We start from the raw sequence: 16,163 nt of genomic DNA on the forward strand, positions 1-16,163 counted from the left end.
ATGGGTCAGAAGTCAAACCCGATCGGCATGCGGTTGCAGATCAACCGCACCTGGGACAGCCGCTGGTATGCGGATGGCCAGGACTATGGCCGCCTGCTGCTCGAGGATCTCAAGATCCGCCAGCACATCATGAAGTCGATCCCGCAAGCCGCCATCTCGAAGGTGGTGATCGAGCGTCCGGCAAAGCTGTGCCGCATCTCCATCTATGCCGCGCGCCCTGGCGTGATCATCGGCAAGAAGGGCGCGGACATCGAGAAGCTGCGCCGCGCGCTCGGCAAGATGACGACCTCGGACGTCAGCCTCAACATCGTCGAGATCCGCAAGCCGGAGATCGACGCGAAGCTCGTTGCCCAGGGCGTCGCCGACCAGCTCGAGCGCCGCATCGCCTTCCGTCGCGCGATGAAGCGCGCGGTGCAGTCGGCGCTGCGTCTCGGCGCCGAGGGCATCCGGATCACCTGCGCCGGCCGTCTCGGCGGCGCTGAGATCGCCCGGACCGAGTGGTATCGCGAGGGCCGCGTGCCGCTGCACACGCTCCGCGCGAACGTCGATTATGCCGAGGCCGAGGCGCACACCGCCTATGGCGTCTGCGGCATCAAGGTGTGGATCTTCAAGGGCGAGATTCTCGGCCACGATCCCCTCGCGCAGGACCGGCTGATGATGGAGGCTCAAACCTCCGGCGTCCGCCCGGCGCGCTGATAGGAACAGGACAATGCTGCAACCGAAGCGCACCAAATTCCGCAAGGCCCATAAGGGCCGCATCCACGGCGACGCCAAGGGCGGCACCGCGCTGAACTTCGGCGCGTTCGGCCTGAAGGCGCTGGAGCCGGATCGGATCACCGCCCGCCAGATCGAGGCGGCCCGCCGCGCGATCACGCGTCATATCAAGCGCCAGGGTCGCCTCTGGATCCGCATCTTCCCGGACGTGCCGGTCTCGTCGAAGCCCGCCGAGGTTCGCATGGGCTCCGGTAAGGGCGCGCCCGAATTCTGGGTCGCCCGCGTGAAGCCCGGCCGCATCCTGTTCGAGCTGGACGGCGTGCCCGGTCCGCTCGCCCGCGTCGCTTTCGAGCGCGCGATGGAGAAGCTGCCGATCAAGACCAAGGTCGTCGCCCGCCTGGGCGAGTCCGTGCACGAGGCCGCCTGACATGAGCATTTATTCGGATCTGGTCGCCAAGACCGACGATGAGCTCGCGACCCAGCTCGGCGAGCTCAAGCGCGAGCAGTTCAACCTGCGCTTCCAGGCCGCGACCAACCAGCTCGAAAAGCCGAGCCGGGTTCGTGTCGTCCGCCGTACGATCGCGCAGATCAAGACGCTTCAGACGCAGCGCGCGTCTCAAGCGGGCAAGTAAGGAGGATCGCACGATGCCGAAGCGTGTGCTGACGGGAACGGTGGTCTCCGACAAGACCGACAAGACGGTGGTGGTGCTGGTCGAGCGCAAGGTGAAGCACCCGCTCTACGGCAAGATCATCCGCCGTTCGAAGAAATATCATGCCCATGACGAGGGCAACGTCTTCAAGGAAGGCGAGACCGTCCGCATCGAGGAATGCGCGCCGATCTCGAAGCTGAAGACGTGGCGCGTCCTGGACAAGACCACTGCAGCCGCCTGAAGGAGGACTGAACCATGATCCAGATGCAGTCCACCCTCGACGTCGCCGACAACTCGGGCGCCAAGCGCGTCCAGTGCATCAAGGTGCTCGGCGGCTCCAAGCGGCGTTTCGCGACCGTGGGCGACGTGATCGTCGTCTCGATCAAGGAAGCGGCGCCGCGCGGCAAGGTGAAGAAGGGTGACGTGCACCGCGCGGTCATCGTGCGCACCGCCAAGGACATTCATCGTCCGGACGGCAGCACGATCCGCTTCGACGGCAACGCCGCGGTGCTGATCAACAAGAACAGCGGGGAGCCGATCGGCACCCGCATCTTCGGCCCGGTCGTCCGCGAGCTCCGCGGCCGTGGTCACATGAAGATCATTTCGCTCGCGCCTGAGGTGCTGTGATGTCCGCGCTGAAGATCAAGAAAGGCGACAAGGTCGTCGTCCTGTCCGGCAAGGACAAGGGCAAGCATGGCGAGGTGACGCGCGCTTTTCCCAAGGAGGGGAAGGTGATCGTTTCCGGCGTCAACGTCGCGACGCGTCATCGCAAGCCGACGCAGGCCAACCCGCAGGGCGGGCTGGAGCGCATCGAGGCGCCGCTGCACGTGTCGAAGGTTGCGCTTGAGGATCCGAAGACCGGAAAGCCGACGCGCGTCCGTTTCGAGGTCCAGGACGGCAAGAAGGTCCGTGTGGCCGTCCGGTCCGGGGAGAAGATCAATGGCTGACGCTTACAAGCCTCGTCTCAAGAAGCTGTACGAGGACAGCATCGCCAAGGCGATGACCGAGAAGTTCGGCTACAAGAACGTCATGGAAGTGCCGAAGATCACCAAGATCGTCCTGAACATGGGCGTCGGTGAGGCCACCCAGGACAAGAAGCGCGTCGAGACCGCGGCTCAGGAAATGACCGCGATCGCCGGGCAGAAGGCCGTGATCACCAAGGCGAAAAAGTCGATCGCACAGTTCAAGCTGCGCGAGGGCATGCCGATCGGCTGCAAGGTCACCTTGCGCCGCGAGCGCATGTACGAGTTCCTCGACCGCTTCGTCACGATCGCGCTGCCGCGCGTCCGCGACTTCCGCGGGCTTTCGGACAAGTCGTTCGACGGCCGCGGCAATTACGCGACCGGCCTCAAGGAGCAGCTGATCTTCCCGGAGATCAGCTACGACAAGGTCGACAAGATTCGTGGCATGGACGTGATCGTCGCGACCAGCGCCAAGACCGACGAGGAGGCGCGCGAGCTTCTCCGCCTGTTCGGTTTCCCGTTCCCGCAGCCGCAGGCTGATCAGAAGAAGGCCGCCTGAGGGCGCTAGAGGAAAGAGAACTTAAGTCATGGCGAAACTGAGTTCGATCAACAAGAACGAGCGTCGCAAGAAGCTCGTGAAGCAGTATGCGGGCAAATATGCGCGGCTGAAGGCGATCGCGGACGACGAGAGCGTCGACGAGACGGAGCGCCTCATCGCCCGCCTGAAGCTCGCCGAGATTCCGCGCAATGCGAACCCCACGCGGGTGCGCAACCGCTGCGAGATGACCGGCCGCCCGCGCGCCTATTACCGGAAATTCCGGCTGTGCCGCGTGCAGCTCCGGGAACTGGCCAACAAGGGCCTCATCCCCGGCGTCACGAAGTCGAGCTGGTAAGGATAGCATAGATGGCTCTGACCGATCCCCTGGGTGACCTGCTCACCCGCATCCGCAACGGCCAGCGCGCCCGCAAGGACAGCGTGGTCACGCCCGCGTCCAAGCTGCGTGCCCGCGTGCTCGACGTGCTGAAGCGCGAAGGCTACATCCGCGGCTATGTCGAGGAAGATGTCGCTGGCCACGCCGGCCTACGCATCGAGCTGAAATATTTCGAAGGACAGCCCGCGATTCAGCATCTGGCTCGCGTGTCCAAGCCCGGCCGCCGCGTCTATTCGGGCAGCAAGGAGCTGCCCCGCGTGCGCAACGGCCTCGGCATCACCATCGTGTCCACGCCTCAGGGCGTTCTCTCCGACGCGGAAGCGCGCGAGAAGAATGTCGGCGGCGAGGTCCTGGCGGAGGTATTCTGATGAGCCGCATCGGCAAGAAGCCGGTCCCGGTGCCCGCAGGGGTGACCGCGACGATCGAGGGCGGAACGCTCTCGGTCAAGGGCCCGAAGGGCACCCTTTCGATGCCGCTGGCCGATGAGGTCAGCTACGCGCTCGAGGATGGCAGCATTTCGGTGCAGCCGGCGAACGACACCAAGCGCGCCCGTTCCTTCTGGGGCATGCAGCGTACGCTCGTGCAGAACCTGATCACCGGCGTGACCGAGGGCTTCACCAAGACCCTCAACATCACCGGCGTCGGTTACCGCGCGAACCTTCAGGGCAAGAATCTGAAGCTGCAGCTCGGCTACAGCCACGACGTCGATTTCGCGGTGCCCGAAGGCATCACGATCGCGACGCCGGATCAGACGACGGTGAACATCTCAGGGATCGACAAGCAGAAGGTCGGCCAGGTCGCCGCCGAGATCCGCCGCTGGCGCAAGCCCGAGCCCTATAAGGGCAAGGGTATCAAGTACGCGGGCGAGTTCATCTTCCGCAAGGAAGGAAAGAAGAAGTAAGATGGCCAAGCTCTCTCTCTTCGCCAAGCGTCGCCAGCGCGTCCGCACCGCGCTCCGCGCGCGCAGCGGCAGCCGCCCACGGCTGTCGATCCATCGTTCGGGCCGGCACATCTACGCGCAGATCATCGACGATGCGCAGGGCCGTACCGTCGCTGCAGCCTCGACCCTCGACAAGGACGTGCGCGGCCAGACCGGCGCGACCTCCGAGGCTGCGGCCGAGGTCGGCAAGCGCGTGGCCGAGCGTGCCGTGAAGGCCGGCATCACCCAGGTGGTGTTCGATCGCGGTGGCTTCCTGTTTCATGGCCGGGTGAAGGCCCTGGCCGATGCCGCCCGTGAGGGCGGACTGGAGTTCTGATATGGCAGACGAAACCGAAATCCAGGCGGCTGCGCCGGCCGAGGGCGGCGAGCAGCAACCCGAGCGTCGCGGTCGCGGCGGTCGTGGGCGCGGCCCGGGCGGTGATCGTGGCGGTCGTGGTCGGGACGGCCGTGGCCGTCGCGACGATCGTCGCAACAACGAAGAGCAGGGCGAGGAGCTCATCGAGAAGCTCGTCCACATCAACCGTGTCTCCAAGACGGTGAAGGGCGGCAAGCGCTTCGGCTTCGCGGCGCTGGTCGTCGTGGGCGACGGCAAGGGCCGGGCCGGCTTCGGCCATGGCAAGGCGCGCGAGGTTCCGGAAGCGATCTCCAAGGCGACCGCGGCCGCCAAGAAGGCGATGATCCGCGTTCCGCTGCGCGAGGGCCGCACTCTGCATCACGACGGCAACGGCCATTTCGGCGCGGGCCGGGTGACGTTGCGCACGGCGCCCCCGGGCACCGGCATCATCGCGGGTGGCCCGATGCGCGCCATCTTCGAGAGCCTGGGCGTGCATGACGTGGTGACCAAGTCGGTCGGCACCTCCAACCCTTACAACATGATCCGTGCGACCTTCGAGGCGCTTACGGAGCAGACCAGCCCCAAGTCGGTGGCGCAGCGTCGTGGCAAGAAGATCGCCGACCTCCTCGGTCGCGGTGGTTCGGCTCCGGAAGTTGCCGAAGCCGATGCGGCGGCCGTCACGGAGTAACAGACGATGGCGACCATCAAGGTGACGCAGGTCGGTTCGCCGATCCGCCGGACCAAGGATCAGCGCGCGACGCTGATTGGCCTCGGCCTCAACAAGATGCATCGCACCCGCGAGCTGACCGACACCCCCGAGGTGCGCGGCATGATCCGCAAGGTGCAGCATATGGTGAAGGTGGAGGGCTGAAACCCTCCATCATCCCAGCGAGAGCTGGGATGTTCCGCCAAGAGGGCATTGCTCTTACGGCAAGCGGCCCCGGCTTTCGCCGGGGCGATGGCCTGATCGCTACCGGCGGTCAGGCCTTGCGCGACAAAAGCGAAAGCGAGTGCAGACGATGAAACTGAACGATATTCGTGACAATCTGGGCGCCCGCAAGGATCGCGTCCGCGTCGGCCGTGGCATCGGCTCCGGCCTCGGCAAGACCGCCGGCCGCGGCCAGAAGGGTCAGAAGAGCCGCGAGGGCGTTTCGATCAAGGGCTTCGAGGGCGGCCAGATGCCGCTGCACATGCGGCTCCCGAAGCGCGGCTTCAACAACATCTTCGCGAAGGATTATGCCGAGGCCAATCTCGGCGCGATCCAGAAGCTGGTCGACGGCGGCAAACTGGCCTCCGACGGCGTGATCGATCATGCCGCGCTCAAGGCGGCGGGTATCGCGCGCGGCGGCAAGGACGGCGTGCGTATCCTCGCCAAGGGCGAATTCTCGGCCAAGCTGAGCTTCAAGGTCGCTGGCGTCTCCAAGAGCGCCCGCGAGGCGATCGAGAAGGCGGGCGGTTCCGTCGAGGTGATCGAGGTGGTTCCGGCCGCCGAGAAGGCCGCGGCGAAGAAGGGCACGGCCAAGGCTGCGAAGAAAAAGGCCTGAGCGCTGCCTCGGTTCGCCTTAGACAAGCGCGGGCCGGACACTATATGAGGCGGCGGGGGGCGAGACACGCATCCCGCCGCCGTTTCATTTCCGGGGTCGAACGTACATGGCATCCGCAGCCGAACAGATGGCCGCCAATATCAGCCTGGCGAATTTCGCCCAGGCGACCGAGCTCAAGAAGCGGCTCTGGTTCACCCTCGGCGCGCTGATCGTCTTCCGCCTGCTGAGCTTCATTCCGCTGCCGGGTATCGATCCGCGTGCGATGGAATCGCTCTTCTCGACCACGCAGGGCGGCGTGCTCGATTTCTTCAACACCTTCTCGGGCGGCGCGCTGTCGCGCATGTCGCTGATCGCGCTCGGCGTGACGCCCTACATCACCGCCTCGATCGTGGTGCAGCTCGCCACCTCGCTCTCGCCGGCCCTGGCCGCGCTGAAGAAGGAAGGCGAGGCGGGCCGCAAGACGCTGAACCAGTACACCCGCTACGGCACGGTCGCGCTCACCGCGATCCAGGGCTATTTCATCTCCGTCGGGCTGGAGAGCTGGGGCGCCTCGTCGGGCGCGTCCGCCGTGATCGATCCGGGCCTCCTGTTCCGCATCACCACGGTCATCTCGTTGATCGGCGGCACCATGTTCCTGATGTGGCTGGGCGAGCAGATCACCAGCCGGGGCATCGGCAACGGCACCTCGCTGATCATCATGGCCGGTATCGTGGCGCAGCTTCCGCACGCGCTCGCTGCGCTGTTCGAGAATGGCCGCACCGGCCAGATGTCGGCGCCGCTGATCATTGCGACCGTCGTGGTGGTGTTCGGCCTCATCCTCTTCATCTGCTTCATGGAGCGCGCCCAGCGCCGGGTGTTGATCCAATATCCCAAGCGGCAGACCCAGCACGGCATGCAGGCCGAAAAGAGCCATTTGCCGCTGAAGATCAACACGGCTGGCGTGATCCCGCCGATCTTCGCCTCCTCGCTGCTGCTCATGCCGCTCACCATCGCGCAGTTCGCCGGCAAGCACACCGCGGGCGAAAGCCGGTGGGGTGACATCATGATCACGGTGACGACCGCGCTGCAGCACGGCGCGCCGCTGTACATGCTGCTCTACGCGGCCGGGATCATCTTCTTCTGCTTCTTCTACACCGCGGTGGTCTTCAATCCGGAAGAGACGGCAGACAATCTGAAGCGCTACGGCGGCTTCATCCCCGGCATTCGCCCAGGCAAGAGCACGGCCGACTATCTCGATTATGTGCTCGTCCGCATCACCGTGATCGGCGCGATCTACCTCACGCTGATATGCCTTGTGCCGGAGTTCGCGATCTCCAAGCTCGGCATTCCCTTCTACCTTGGTGGGACTAGCCTTCTGATCGTGGTCAATGTCACAATGGACACCGTGACGCAGATCCAGAGCCATCTTCTGGCGCTGCAATATGACAGCCTGATCAAGAAGGCGAAACTGAAGGGCCGCAACCGCCGGTGAGGCAAAAACCGGCGGGTATCTCCGGTCTTAAGCAGTATCGCCTCATCCAGGAAACTAGATCGGTTCCGCGCAGGCGGAAAGCGCTCTAGACAAAATAGAAACGACAGGGACAGTGGAAGGCATGAATATCATCTTGCTGGGTCCGCCGGGGGCGGGGAAGGGCACGCAAGCGAGCCGGCTGGTCGCCGACCATGGCATGGTGCAGCTTTCCACGGGCGACATGCTGCGCGCGGCCGTCAAGGCGGGCACGCCGATCGGATTGCAGGCCAAGGCGGTGATGGATGCGGGACAGCTCGTTTCGGACGAGATCGTCTCCGGCCTGATCGGCGAGAAGCTCGACAGCATGAAGCCCGACGAAGGCGCGATCTTCGACGGCTATCCCCGCACTGCGGCACAGGCCGAATCGCTCGACGGCATATTGGCGTCCCGCGGCCGGACACTCGATCACGTCATCGAGCTGGAGGTTAACGAGGACGCGCTGGTGGATCGTATCACCGGCCGCTTCTCGTGCGCCAAGTGCGGCGAGGGCTATCATGATCGCTATAAGCTGCCGAAAGTCGCCGGCGTGTGCGACGTGTGCGGCTCGACCGAGTTCAAGCGCCGCCCGGACGACAATGAGGAAACCGTGCGCACGCGCATGGCCGAGTACCGCGCCAAGACCGCGCCGATCCTGCCGATTTACGAAGCGCGCGGCCTCGTGAAGCGCGTCGATGGCATGGCCGATATCGAGCAGGTCAGCGCCCAGATCGAAGCGATCCTTTCCGGCAAATAGCCCACCGCCGGGGGGCAACTCGGCGTTTCGCAATCGTCGTTCTGGCGGCTCCCGTCCGGCAGTCCCGGTCAGCCCCAGGATCGTGGTGGCGGATGCAGGCGGTTTCGATGTTGGCGACGCCATAGCCATTGCGGCTCCTCCCGCGGCCGTGTGGACGCCGCTGCTGAGGTCGTTCACGTGATGGAACCCGTAGCATAAATGGTCGGGCGACGCGGGCCGGCTTGGTGTCGGTGGGTACGCCGGCGGCTGTTTATGCGAATCGCTGCCGTCGGACGGTAGCGATTCGCATCTCACCGTCGCCGGCCTCGGCTTGGAGGGTGACGGTCAGGGCACCAGTCTCTCCTGCCCACGCCCGTGCGAAGATGACTTGTCGGCAAGTCGATGCTCATGAACTCGCGGGTTACAGGAGTTTCATGTTCCGGCCACGCTCCGGACCGCGCCCCAAACCTATATCTTTGCCTACAGGGCGCCACTCTTCGCACCCTGTTCGGGCCGATGCCGGAACGACCGCCGATGCTTTTCGCGCGGCATCGCCGGGAACTCCGGGATCGGCCTGATGAAGTCCCTGTCAGTCCCTGCGCCCGACGGATCGCAAGATCCGTCGGGCGATTTGGATCAGGTCGTTAGTGTAGAGTCGTTAGAGTAGACTTGCCGTGCGGAAGCGATCGGACCTATGCCCGGCGTAGCGGAGACGGGAAACGCCATGGGCCGTAAAATCCTTCTTGTCGAAGACGATGACGAGACCGCCGATTACATCGTCAAGGGCCTCGCCGAGCAGGGCCATGTCGTCGATCATGCCGCCAACGGCCGCGACGGCCTGTTCCTCGCCAGCGACGGCAGCTTCGATCTCGTCATCCTGGATCGCATGCTCCCCGGCCTCGACGGCCTCTCGCTGATGCGCGCCCTACGCGCTGCGGGGGTCGGTACGCCGGTCGTGATGCTCTCCGCGCTGGCCTCGGTCGACGATCGGATCGAGGGGCTGGAAGGCGGCTCGGACGATTATCTGGTCAAGCCCTTCTCCTTCGCCGAGCTGCTGGCGCGCGTGAACGCGCTGCTCCGCCGCAGCGAAGGGGCGGCTGCCTCCACCGAAACGCGACTGACCGTCGGCGACCTCGAGATCGATCTGCTGGCGCGCATGGTGAAGCGCAGTGGCAAGACGATCGAGCTCAAGCCGCGCGAATATCTGCTGCTCGAGTATCTTGCGCGCAATGCGGGCCGGGTGGTCACCCGCACCATGCTGCTGGAGCAGGTGTGGGACTATCATTTCGATCCAGGCACGAACGTGATCGACGTGCACGTCAGCCGGCTGCGGCGCAAGCTGGAGGAGGGGTTCGATCTGCCCATCCTGCACACCGTACGCGGCGCGGGCTATCGGCTGGATGCCGCGGGCTAGGGTTTGAACCCCGCCATTAGCCTGCCGCGTCGCCGATCCGGCCGGCCATCGCAAGGCGAGCCATCGGGCGCCGCCGCAGGCCGCGCCCGATGCGCCGTACCGGGCGTGTTCTGATGCTCGGCCGTCCGATCCCTACCACCGTGCGCGTCGCGGCGCTGTCGATGCTGCTCGCGCTGCTCTCCAATCTTGCGCTCCTCGGTTTCATCCACATCCGCACCCACGATGAATCGATGGGCGGCCTGCGTCAGCGGGTGGAAGAGGAGACGCAGGCGCTGAGCCACGTCTATCGCGTCGGCGGTCAGGACGCGCTGAAGGCGGCAATCCGCGATGCGTTGCGCGCGCGCGATCCACAGCTGGTGCTCAGTCTGCTGCACGGACCCAACCAGCAGATCATCGGTAACGTCACCACCCTTCCGCCGCCATCTACGCGGGATCATCTCGAGTTCCAGATCGTAAAGCTGCGCGTCCGCGGGCGCGCGACGCCGATCGAGGCCGGCGTCGTGATCCGGCCGCTTGCGAACGGGGACTGGCTGATCACCGGGCGCAACCTGAACGAAAGGCTGAGTCTGGAACGGACGCTGGAGCGGTCCCTGCTGCTCGCCCTCGCTATGTCCGTGCTGCTGGGCATGATCTGCGGCCTCGTGCTCGCTTCCTATGTCGGGCGGCGCGTGGAGGAGATCGTGCATGTCGCCGATCGCGTCGGCGGCGGCGACCTGTCCCGTCGCGCGCCGATCAGCGGGGCTGGCGATGCATTCGATCAACTCTCTGCGCGGATCAACCTCATGCTCGATCGCATCGTCGGGCTGATGGAAGAGATCCGCCTCCTCACCGACAGCCTCGCCCATGATCTGCGCTCTCCGGTCAGCCGGCTGCGCGCGCGGATCGAACGCGCCATGACGGTGTCCGACGAGGCGCAGCGCGAGGCCGCGCTGGGTGGTGTCATCCAGGAGGCCGATGCGCTGATGCGGATCCTGTCGACCGTCGTCGATATCGGCCGGTCGGAGGCGATGGCGGGACGCAAGCAGTTCGCCTGGCTGGATCCCGCCGAACTGCTGACCGAGCTGGCGGACATGTATGAGCCGCTGGCGGACGAGGCGGGCGTGACGCTGATCCTGGATTGCGCGGGCGTGCCGCCGTTGTTCGGTCATCGCCAGCTTCTCGCCCAGGCGATCAGCAACCTCGTGGACAATGCCTTCAAATATGGCGGCCGCGGCGGCACCATCCGGCTCTTTGGCCATGGCGGGGATGAGGTGCGCATCGGGGTGGCGGACAGCGGCCCCGGCATCGCGCCGGGCGATGAGGCGGAGGCGCGGCGCCGATTCGGCCGGCTTGATTCGTCGCGATCGACCCCGGGGGCCGGCCTCGGGCTTGCGCTCGTCGAGGCCGTGGCGCATCTGCACGCCGGCCAGCTGGTGCTGGAAAGCAATAATCCCGGGCTCCGCGCGGTGATCGCAATTCCCGCGAGTTCGGCGCTTGACAGTCCGGTCCCTGCATCCTAGGTGCGGCACCTCCCAAGAGACCGGCCCCGGCGGCGCTTCGGCGTGCGCCGTTTTTTCGTTCCCTCTTGGGACTGAGCGTCGAGATGGGGCGGTACGCCAATCCGCCCCGTGGAGCAGGAGAAAGAGAAAGTGGCACGTATTGCGGGTGTCAATATCCCGACCAACAAGCGCGTCGAGATCGCGCTGACCTATATCCATGGCATCGGCCCGGCCAAAGCCAAGGAGATCACCGAGAAGCTCGGCATCGCGCGCGAGCGCCGCGTGCAGGACCTGTCGGACCAGGAAGTCCTTCAGATCCGCGAGACGATCGACGCCGGCTACACTGTGGAAGGCGATCTTCGCCGCGAAGTCGCGATGAACATCAAGCGCCTGATGGACCTGGCCTGCTATCGCGGCCTGCGTCACCGCAAGGGCCTGCCCGTCCGCGGCCAGCGCACGCATACCAATGCGCGCACCCGCAAGGGCAAGGCGAAGCCGATCGCCGGTAAGAAGAAATAAGCGCGGGGCGCTTATGTCTCCGCCGGAGGCAGGCCGCCCTTGGCGCCGTCCCGGCGTAACGCACATCAGGGTCAGGATTCGATACTATGGCACGTGAACCGCAGCGCCTTCGTCGGCGCGAACGCAAGAACATCACCGCCGGCGTCGCCCATGTGAACGCCAGCTTCAACAACACCATGATCACCATCACGGACGCGCAGGGCAACGCCATCGCCTGGTCGTCCGCCGGCATGATGGGTTTCAAGGGCAGCCGCAAGTCGACGCCCTATGCCGCCCAGGTCGCGGCCGAAGACGCCGGCAAGAAGGCCGCGGAACATGGTGTCCGCACGCTCGAAGTAGAGGTGAAGGGCCCGGGTTCGGGCCGCGAGTCGGCGCTGCGCGCGCTGCAGGCGGTCGGTTTCCACATCACCTCCATCCGCGACGTGACGCCCATTCCGCACAACGGCGTGCGGCCGTCCAAGCGCCGCCGCGTCTGAATCTGTTTGCGGAAGGGGTCGCCTTCCGCCTTATTGTCCCGGCCTGGGACGGACGCGTCCCGGCCCAAACCCCCAAGGGGAAGTCCATGGCTGTCAACGCGAAAAACTGGCAGGAACTGAAGAAGCCGAATGGCCTCGAGAAGAAGGCCGGTGGCGATGGACGTCGCCGCGCGACCTTCGTCGCCGAGCCTCTGGAACGCGGCTTCGGTCTCACGCTCGGCAATTCGCTTCGCCGCGTTCTCCTGTCCTCGCTGCAGGGTGCGGCAGTCACCTCGATCAAGATCGAGAATGTGCTGCACGAATTCTCCAGCCTCGCCGGCGTGCGCGAGGATGTGACCGATATCGTCCTGAACGTGAAGCAGATCGCGCTGAAGATGCAGGGCGAAGGCCCGAAGCGGCTTCAGCTTTCGGCGACCGGCCCGGCCGAGGTCACCGCCGGTCTGATCGCGACCTCCGGTGACATCGAGGTGATGAACCCCGATCTGGTGTTGTGCCACCTCGACGATGGCGCGACGCTGAACATGGAATTCACCGCCGATGTCGGCAAGGGCTATGTCCCGGCGGCGTCCAACCGTCCGGCGGACGCGCCGATCGGGCTGATCCCGGTCGATGCGCTCTATTCGCCGGTTCGCCAGGTCGCCTACAAGGTGGAGAACACCCGCGTCGGCCAGGAACTGGATTATGACAAGCTCACCATCACCATCGAGACCGATGGCACGGTGACGCCGGAGGACGCGCTCGCTTATTCCGCGCGCATCCTGCAGGATCAGCTCCAGCTCTTCGTGCACTTCGACGATCAGCTAGTCCCGGCCACCGTGCCCGCGGGCCTGCCGGCGATGTCGGGCGGCGGCGAGCCGGAAGCCGATTCGAACCAGATCAACCGCTATCTGCTCAAGAAGGTGGATGAGCTGGAGCTTTCGGTCCGCTCGGCCAACTGCCTCAAGAACGACAACATCATCTATATCGGCGATCTGGTCGGCAAGACCGAGGCCGAGATGCTGCGCACGCCGAATTTCGGCCGCAAGTCGCTCAACGAGATCAAGGAAGTGCTTGCCTCGATGGGCCTGCGCCTCGGCATGGAAATCCCGGGCTGGCCGCCTGAGAACATCGAGGAAATGGCCAAGAAGCTCGAGCAGGAATTCTGAGCATTTCCCTTTCTCCCTCAAGGGAGAGGGCGTGGGCTTTGGGCGGTGGCCCCCGTTTGCACCGCCTGGCTTGGGGTACCTTGGACGGCCCCCTGACGAACGAAGGAAGATAGCATGCGTCATCGCGTCGGCGGTCGGAAGCTTCAGCGCACCGCCTCTCATCGTACCGCCCTGTTCCGCAATCAGGCGGCCGCGCTCATCAAGCATGAGCAGATCACGACCACGCTCGCCAAGGCGAAGGAGCTTCGCCCCTATGTCGAGAAGCTCGTGACCTTGGCCAAGAAGGGCGGCCTCGCCAATCGCCGTCTCGCCCACGCCCGACTGCTGGACGATGCGCAGCTGGTGAAGCTGTTCGACGTGCTGGCCGATCGTTACGCGTCGCGCGCCGGCGGCTACACCCGCATCGTGAAGGCGGGTATCCGCGCTTCGGACGCGGCACCGATGGCGATCATCGAGTTCGTCGATCGCGACGTCTCGGCCAAGGGCCAGGATTCGGGTCCGGTGCAGGGCGACGAGGATCTCGACGAAGCGGCCTGATCGGCACGTCTTCGCTTCATCGCAAGGCTTGAGAAAGGGGCCGCGGCTGTTACGCTCGCGGCCCCTTTTCCATGTCCGGAGGTTGCCGTTGCGTACCGCCCTCATCCTCCCGCTGCTTTCCTTCGCCGTCGCGGCTTTCGCCGCTCCCAACGAGAAGCCCGTCATGCCGCTGCCCTATCCCGACACCAAGCGCGCCGACGTCGTCGAGACGCATTTCGGCATCACGGTCCATGATCCCTATCGCTGGCTGGAGAATGACGTGCGTACCGATCCCGCGGTGCGGGATTGGGTGACGGCCGAGAACAAGGTCACCGACGCTTATCTGGCGACCCTGCCGGGCCGGGCCGCGTTCAAGGCGCGATTGGAGCAGCTCTGGAATTATGAGCGATTCAGTGTGCCCGAAAAGGAGGGTGCAAACTATTTCTACACGCGCAACAGCGGCTTGCAGAATCAGGCGGTGCTGTTCGTGCGCTCCGGACTCGACAGCGCGCCACGCCAGCTGATCGATCCCAACACATGGTCGAAGGACGGCGCCACCGCGCTCGCCGAGTGGGTCGCCTCGCATGACGGCAGCAGGCTTGCCTACGCCGTCCAGGACGGCGGCACCGACTGGCGCACCGTGCGTGTGCTCGACGTTGCAACCGCCCAGCCGCTCGCCGACGAGCTCAAATGGGTGAAATTCTCCAACATCGCCTGGGCGCATGACGGGACGGGTCTTTATTATTCGCGTTTCGCCGAGCCGGCGTCCGGCCAGGCCTTCCAGGCGCTGAACGAGAATCAGGAGGTCTATTTCCACCGTATCGGCACGCAGCAATCGGCCGACAGGCTTGTCTACCACACGCCCGACCGGCCGAAGCTCGGCCATTTCGCGGAGGTGACGGACGATGGCGCCTGGCTGGTGATTACCTCCTCGGCGGGCACCGACGATCGCTATGAGATCACGGTTCAGGACCTGCGCAGGTCGGATGCGAAACCGATCACCCTCATCAAGGGACTCGACTATAATTGGCACCTCGCCGGATCGATCGGCGATACCCTCTATTTCATCACTAACAAGGACGCGCCGCTCCAGAAGATCGTAGCGATCGATGCTGCGCATCCCGCCGCGGCGCCGCGTCCGATCGTGCCGGAGGCGAAGTCGACGATCGACGGTGCCGCGCTAGTCGGCGATCGGTTGCTCGTCTCCTATCTGGTCGACGCCAAGAGCGAGGTGCGCCGCTTCACGCTGGAGGGCAAGGCGGACGGCGTCGTGCCGCTTCCCGGCATCGGATCGGTCGGCGGCTTCGGCGGCAAGGCCGGCGATCCGGAGACCTTCTTCGCCTTCTCCAGCTTCAACGTGCCGGGTACCATCTATCGCTATGACGTGGCGAGCGGCGCGGTGACGTCCTTCGCTGCACCGAAGGTCGCATTCAGCCCCGACGATTATGTCGTCGAGCAGCATTTCTACGCCTCGAAGGACAGCACGCGCGTGCCGATCTTCGTCGTCCACAAAAAGGGGCTGAACCTCAAGGGCGGCGCGCCGACGCTGCTTTATGCCTATGGCGGCTTCAACGTCTCGCTGCCCCCGAGCTTCAATCCCGCCAATCTCGCCTGGATGGAGCAAGGCGGCGTCTTTGCGCTCGCCAACATTCGCGGCGGTGGCGAATATGGCAAGGCGTGGCACGATGGAGGCCGTCTCGCCAACAAGCAGAATGTTTTCGACGATTTCATCGCGGCCGGCGAATATCTGATCGCTCAGGGCATCAGCGCCAAGGGCAAGCTCGCCATCCGGGGCGGCTCCAATGGCGGGCTTCTGATAGGCGCGGTGGTCAACCAGCGGCCGGACCTGTTCGCGGCCGCGCTGCCGCAGGTCGGTGTGATGGACATGCTGCGCTTCGATCGCTTCACTGCCGGCCGCTATTGGGTCGACGATTATGGCTATCCCGATCGCGAAGCCGATTTCCGGACGCTCTATGCCTATTCGCCCTACCATAATATCCGAGCGGGCCAGGATTACCCGGCGATCCTAGTCTCGACGGCGGACACCGACGACCGTGTCGTGCCGGGACACAGCTTTAAATATGCCGCCGCGCTGCAGGCGGCCGAAATCGGCGCTAAGCCCCACTTGATCCGTATCGAGACGCGCGCCGGCCACGGCTCCGGCAAGCCGACCGACAAGATCATCGAGGAATTCGCCGACATGTGGGCCTTTGCGGCCAAGTGGACGGGGATGAAGACGGAATAGGTCGTCGCCCGGCCTTCAGCCGGTGCACAGATCGATGAACCGGTTCGTCCTTGATGCAGACCGGTTCATCGT

At 65.1% G+C, this 16,163-nt stretch carries 23 protein-coding genes; all 23 read left to right on the forward strand.

What is annotated here, in order from left to right:
- Positions 1–696: a 30S ribosomal protein S3 gene (gene rpsC, locus GQY20_RS03845; RefSeq protein WP_157215683.1), complete on the forward strand. Its 696-nt coding sequence runs from the start codon at positions 1–3 to the stop codon at positions 694–696.
- 13 nt (positions 697–709) lie between these two features.
- On the forward strand, positions 710–1,141 hold the full coding sequence (gene rplP, locus GQY20_RS03850) for a 50S ribosomal protein L16 (RefSeq protein WP_157215684.1): 432 nt from the start codon (positions 710–712) through the stop codon (positions 1,139–1,141).
- A 1-nt stretch (position 1,142) separates the two neighbouring features.
- Positions 1,143–1,346 carry a 50S ribosomal protein L29 gene (gene rpmC, locus GQY20_RS03855; RefSeq protein ID WP_157215685.1) on the forward strand — a complete coding sequence of 68 codons (204 nt, stop codon included), beginning with the start codon at positions 1,143–1,145 and terminating at the stop codon, positions 1,344–1,346.
- Positions 1,347–1,359: 13 nt separating this feature from the next.
- Positions 1,360–1,605 carry a 30S ribosomal protein S17 gene (gene rpsQ / locus GQY20_RS03860; RefSeq protein WP_157215686.1) on the forward strand — a complete coding sequence of 82 codons (246 nt, stop codon included), beginning with the start codon at positions 1,360–1,362 and terminating at the stop codon, positions 1,603–1,605.
- Positions 1,606–1,619: 14 nt separating this feature from the next.
- Positions 1,620–1,991: a 50S ribosomal protein L14 gene (rplN, locus tag GQY20_RS03865; protein WP_157215687.1), complete on the forward strand. Its 372-nt coding sequence runs from the start codon at positions 1,620–1,622 to the stop codon at positions 1,989–1,991.
- On the forward strand, positions 1,991–2,311 hold the full coding sequence (rplX, locus tag GQY20_RS03870) for a 50S ribosomal protein L24 (protein WP_157215688.1): 321 nt from the start codon (positions 1,991–1,993) through the stop codon (positions 2,309–2,311). Before rplN ends, rplX begins: the two co-directional genes overlap by 1 nt.
- Positions 2,304–2,885, forward strand: coding sequence for a 50S ribosomal protein L5 (rplE, locus tag GQY20_RS03875; protein WP_157215689.1), 582 nt, complete (start codon positions 2,304–2,306; stop codon positions 2,883–2,885). The genes rplX and rplE overlap by 8 nt, the downstream gene beginning before the upstream one ends.
- Before the next feature lie 28 nt (positions 2,886–2,913).
- Entirely contained in the window at positions 2,914–3,219 is a 306-nt protein-coding gene (gene rpsN / locus GQY20_RS03880; RefSeq protein WP_157215690.1) for a 30S ribosomal protein S14, read from the forward strand.
- Positions 3,220–3,230: 11 nt separating this feature from the next.
- Positions 3,231–3,626 (forward strand): 30S ribosomal protein S8, encoded by a 396-nt coding sequence (rpsH, locus tag GQY20_RS03885; RefSeq protein ID WP_157215691.1) that lies wholly within the window; start codon positions 3,231–3,233, stop codon positions 3,624–3,626.
- Positions 3,626–4,159 (forward strand): 50S ribosomal protein L6, encoded by a 534-nt coding sequence (gene rplF, locus GQY20_RS03890; protein WP_157215692.1) that lies wholly within the window; start codon positions 3,626–3,628, stop codon positions 4,157–4,159. Before rpsH ends, rplF begins: the two co-directional genes overlap by 1 nt.
- A 1-nt stretch (position 4,160) precedes the next feature.
- Complete coding sequence (gene rplR, locus GQY20_RS03895; protein ID WP_157215693.1) at positions 4,161–4,514, forward strand: 50S ribosomal protein L18; 354 nt, start codon at positions 4,161–4,163, stop codon at positions 4,512–4,514.
- Between the two features lies 1 nt (position 4,515).
- Positions 4,516–5,220 (forward strand): 30S ribosomal protein S5, encoded by a 705-nt coding sequence (gene rpsE / locus GQY20_RS03900; RefSeq protein ID WP_157215694.1) that lies wholly within the window; start codon positions 4,516–4,518, stop codon positions 5,218–5,220.
- Between the two features lie 6 nt (positions 5,221–5,226).
- Complete coding sequence (rpmD, locus tag GQY20_RS03905) at positions 5,227–5,403, forward strand: 50S ribosomal protein L30 (RefSeq protein WP_157215695.1); 177 nt, start codon at positions 5,227–5,229, stop codon at positions 5,401–5,403.
- Between the two features lie 148 nt (positions 5,404–5,551).
- Positions 5,552–6,076, forward strand: coding sequence for a 50S ribosomal protein L15 (gene rplO, locus GQY20_RS03910; RefSeq protein ID WP_157215696.1), 525 nt, complete (start codon positions 5,552–5,554; stop codon positions 6,074–6,076).
- Between the two features lie 106 nt (positions 6,077–6,182).
- Positions 6,183–7,547 carry a preprotein translocase subunit SecY gene (gene secY, locus GQY20_RS03915; RefSeq protein ID WP_157215697.1) on the forward strand — a complete coding sequence of 455 codons (1,365 nt, stop codon included), beginning with the start codon at positions 6,183–6,185 and terminating at the stop codon, positions 7,545–7,547.
- A gap of 121 nt (positions 7,548–7,668) precedes the next feature.
- Positions 7,669–8,319 (forward strand): adenylate kinase, encoded by a 651-nt coding sequence (locus GQY20_RS03920; protein ID WP_157215698.1) that lies wholly within the window; start codon positions 7,669–7,671, stop codon positions 8,317–8,319.
- Between the two features lie 703 nt (positions 8,320–9,022).
- Positions 9,023–9,712, forward strand: a complete 690-nt coding sequence (locus GQY20_RS03925) for a winged helix-turn-helix domain-containing protein (RefSeq protein WP_157215699.1) — start codon at positions 9,023–9,025, stop codon at positions 9,710–9,712.
- An 89-nt stretch (positions 9,713–9,801) separates the two neighbouring features.
- Positions 9,802–11,211 carry a sensor histidine kinase gene (locus GQY20_RS03930; protein ID WP_157215700.1) on the forward strand — a complete coding sequence of 470 codons (1,410 nt, stop codon included), beginning with the start codon at positions 9,802–9,804 and terminating at the stop codon, positions 11,209–11,211.
- A gap of 129 nt (positions 11,212–11,340) precedes the next feature.
- Entirely contained in the window at positions 11,341–11,709 is a 369-nt protein-coding gene (gene rpsM / locus GQY20_RS03935) for a 30S ribosomal protein S13 (protein ID WP_157216155.1), read from the forward strand.
- An 86-nt stretch (positions 11,710–11,795) separates the two neighbouring features.
- Entirely contained in the window at positions 11,796–12,185 is a 390-nt protein-coding gene (rpsK, locus tag GQY20_RS03940) for a 30S ribosomal protein S11 (protein WP_010123860.1), read from the forward strand.
- A gap of 86 nt (positions 12,186–12,271) precedes the next feature.
- Entirely contained in the window at positions 12,272–13,330 is a 1,059-nt protein-coding gene (locus tag GQY20_RS03945) for a DNA-directed RNA polymerase subunit alpha (RefSeq protein WP_157215701.1), read from the forward strand.
- Between the two features lie 114 nt (positions 13,331–13,444).
- Complete coding sequence (gene rplQ, locus GQY20_RS03950; RefSeq protein WP_157215702.1) at positions 13,445–13,867, forward strand: 50S ribosomal protein L17; 423 nt, start codon at positions 13,445–13,447, stop codon at positions 13,865–13,867.
- Positions 13,868–14,030: 163 nt separating this feature from the next.
- Positions 14,031–16,091, forward strand: a complete 2,061-nt coding sequence (locus GQY20_RS03955) for a prolyl oligopeptidase family serine peptidase (protein ID WP_157216156.1) — start codon at positions 14,031–14,033, stop codon at positions 16,089–16,091.
- Positions 16,092–16,163: the final 72 nt, after the last annotated feature.

The sequence above is a fragment of the Flavisphingomonas formosensis genome (assembly GCF_009755815.1).
Classification (GTDB): Bacteria; Pseudomonadota; Alphaproteobacteria; order Sphingomonadales; family Sphingomonadaceae; genus Flavisphingomonas; species Flavisphingomonas formosensis.

Bases quoted from the DNA above. Each gene is read 5' to 3' on its own strand.
- rplR (WP_157215693.1), top strand. From the start codon at position 4,161: ATGGCCAAGCTCTCTCTCTTCGCCAAGCGTCGCCAGCGCGTCCGCACC.
- rpmD (WP_157215695.1), top strand. From the start codon at position 5,227: ATGGCGACCATCAAGGTGACGCAGGTCGGTTCGCCGATCCGCCGGACC.
- rplN (WP_157215687.1), top strand. From the start codon at position 1,620: ATGATCCAGATGCAGTCCACCCTCGACGTCGCCGACAACTCGGGCGCC.
- rplX (WP_157215688.1), top strand. From the start codon at position 1,991: ATGTCCGCGCTGAAGATCAAGAAAGGCGACAAGGTCGTCGTCCTGTCC.
- rpsC (WP_157215683.1), top strand. From the start codon at position 1: ATGGGTCAGAAGTCAAACCCGATCGGCATGCGGTTGCAGATCAACCGC.
- secY (WP_157215697.1), top strand. From the start codon at position 6,183: ATGGCATCCGCAGCCGAACAGATGGCCGCCAATATCAGCCTGGCGAAT.
- rpsH (WP_157215691.1), top strand. From the start codon at position 3,231: ATGGCTCTGACCGATCCCCTGGGTGACCTGCTCACCCGCATCCGCAAC.
- rpsN (WP_157215690.1), top strand. From the start codon at position 2,914: ATGGCGAAACTGAGTTCGATCAACAAGAACGAGCGTCGCAAGAAGCTC.
- rpsK (WP_010123860.1), top strand. From the start codon at position 11,796: ATGGCACGTGAACCGCAGCGCCTTCGTCGGCGCGAACGCAAGAACATC.
- GQY20_RS03925 (WP_157215699.1), top strand. From the start codon at position 9,023: ATGGGCCGTAAAATCCTTCTTGTCGAAGACGATGACGAGACCGCCGAT.
- rpsE (WP_157215694.1), top strand. From the start codon at position 4,516: ATGGCAGACGAAACCGAAATCCAGGCGGCTGCGCCGGCCGAGGGCGGC.
- rpmC (WP_157215685.1), top strand. From the start codon at position 1,143: ATGAGCATTTATTCGGATCTGGTCGCCAAGACCGACGATGAGCTCGCG.
- GQY20_RS03955 (WP_157216156.1), top strand. From the start codon at position 14,031: ATGCCGCTGCCCTATCCCGACACCAAGCGCGCCGACGTCGTCGAGACG.
- GQY20_RS03920 (WP_157215698.1), top strand. From the start codon at position 7,669: ATGAATATCATCTTGCTGGGTCCGCCGGGGGCGGGGAAGGGCACGCAA.
- GQY20_RS03945 (WP_157215701.1), top strand. From the start codon at position 12,272: ATGGCTGTCAACGCGAAAAACTGGCAGGAACTGAAGAAGCCGAATGGC.
- rplE (WP_157215689.1), top strand. From the start codon at position 2,304: ATGGCTGACGCTTACAAGCCTCGTCTCAAGAAGCTGTACGAGGACAGC.
- rplO (WP_157215696.1), top strand. From the start codon at position 5,552: ATGAAACTGAACGATATTCGTGACAATCTGGGCGCCCGCAAGGATCGC.
- GQY20_RS03930 (WP_157215700.1), top strand. From the start codon at position 9,802: ATGCGCCGTACCGGGCGTGTTCTGATGCTCGGCCGTCCGATCCCTACC.
- rpsQ (WP_157215686.1), top strand. From the start codon at position 1,360: ATGCCGAAGCGTGTGCTGACGGGAACGGTGGTCTCCGACAAGACCGAC.
- rplF (WP_157215692.1), top strand. From the start codon at position 3,626: ATGAGCCGCATCGGCAAGAAGCCGGTCCCGGTGCCCGCAGGGGTGACC.
- rplP (WP_157215684.1), top strand. From the start codon at position 710: ATGCTGCAACCGAAGCGCACCAAATTCCGCAAGGCCCATAAGGGCCGC.
- rplQ (WP_157215702.1), top strand. From the start codon at position 13,445: ATGCGTCATCGCGTCGGCGGTCGGAAGCTTCAGCGCACCGCCTCTCAT.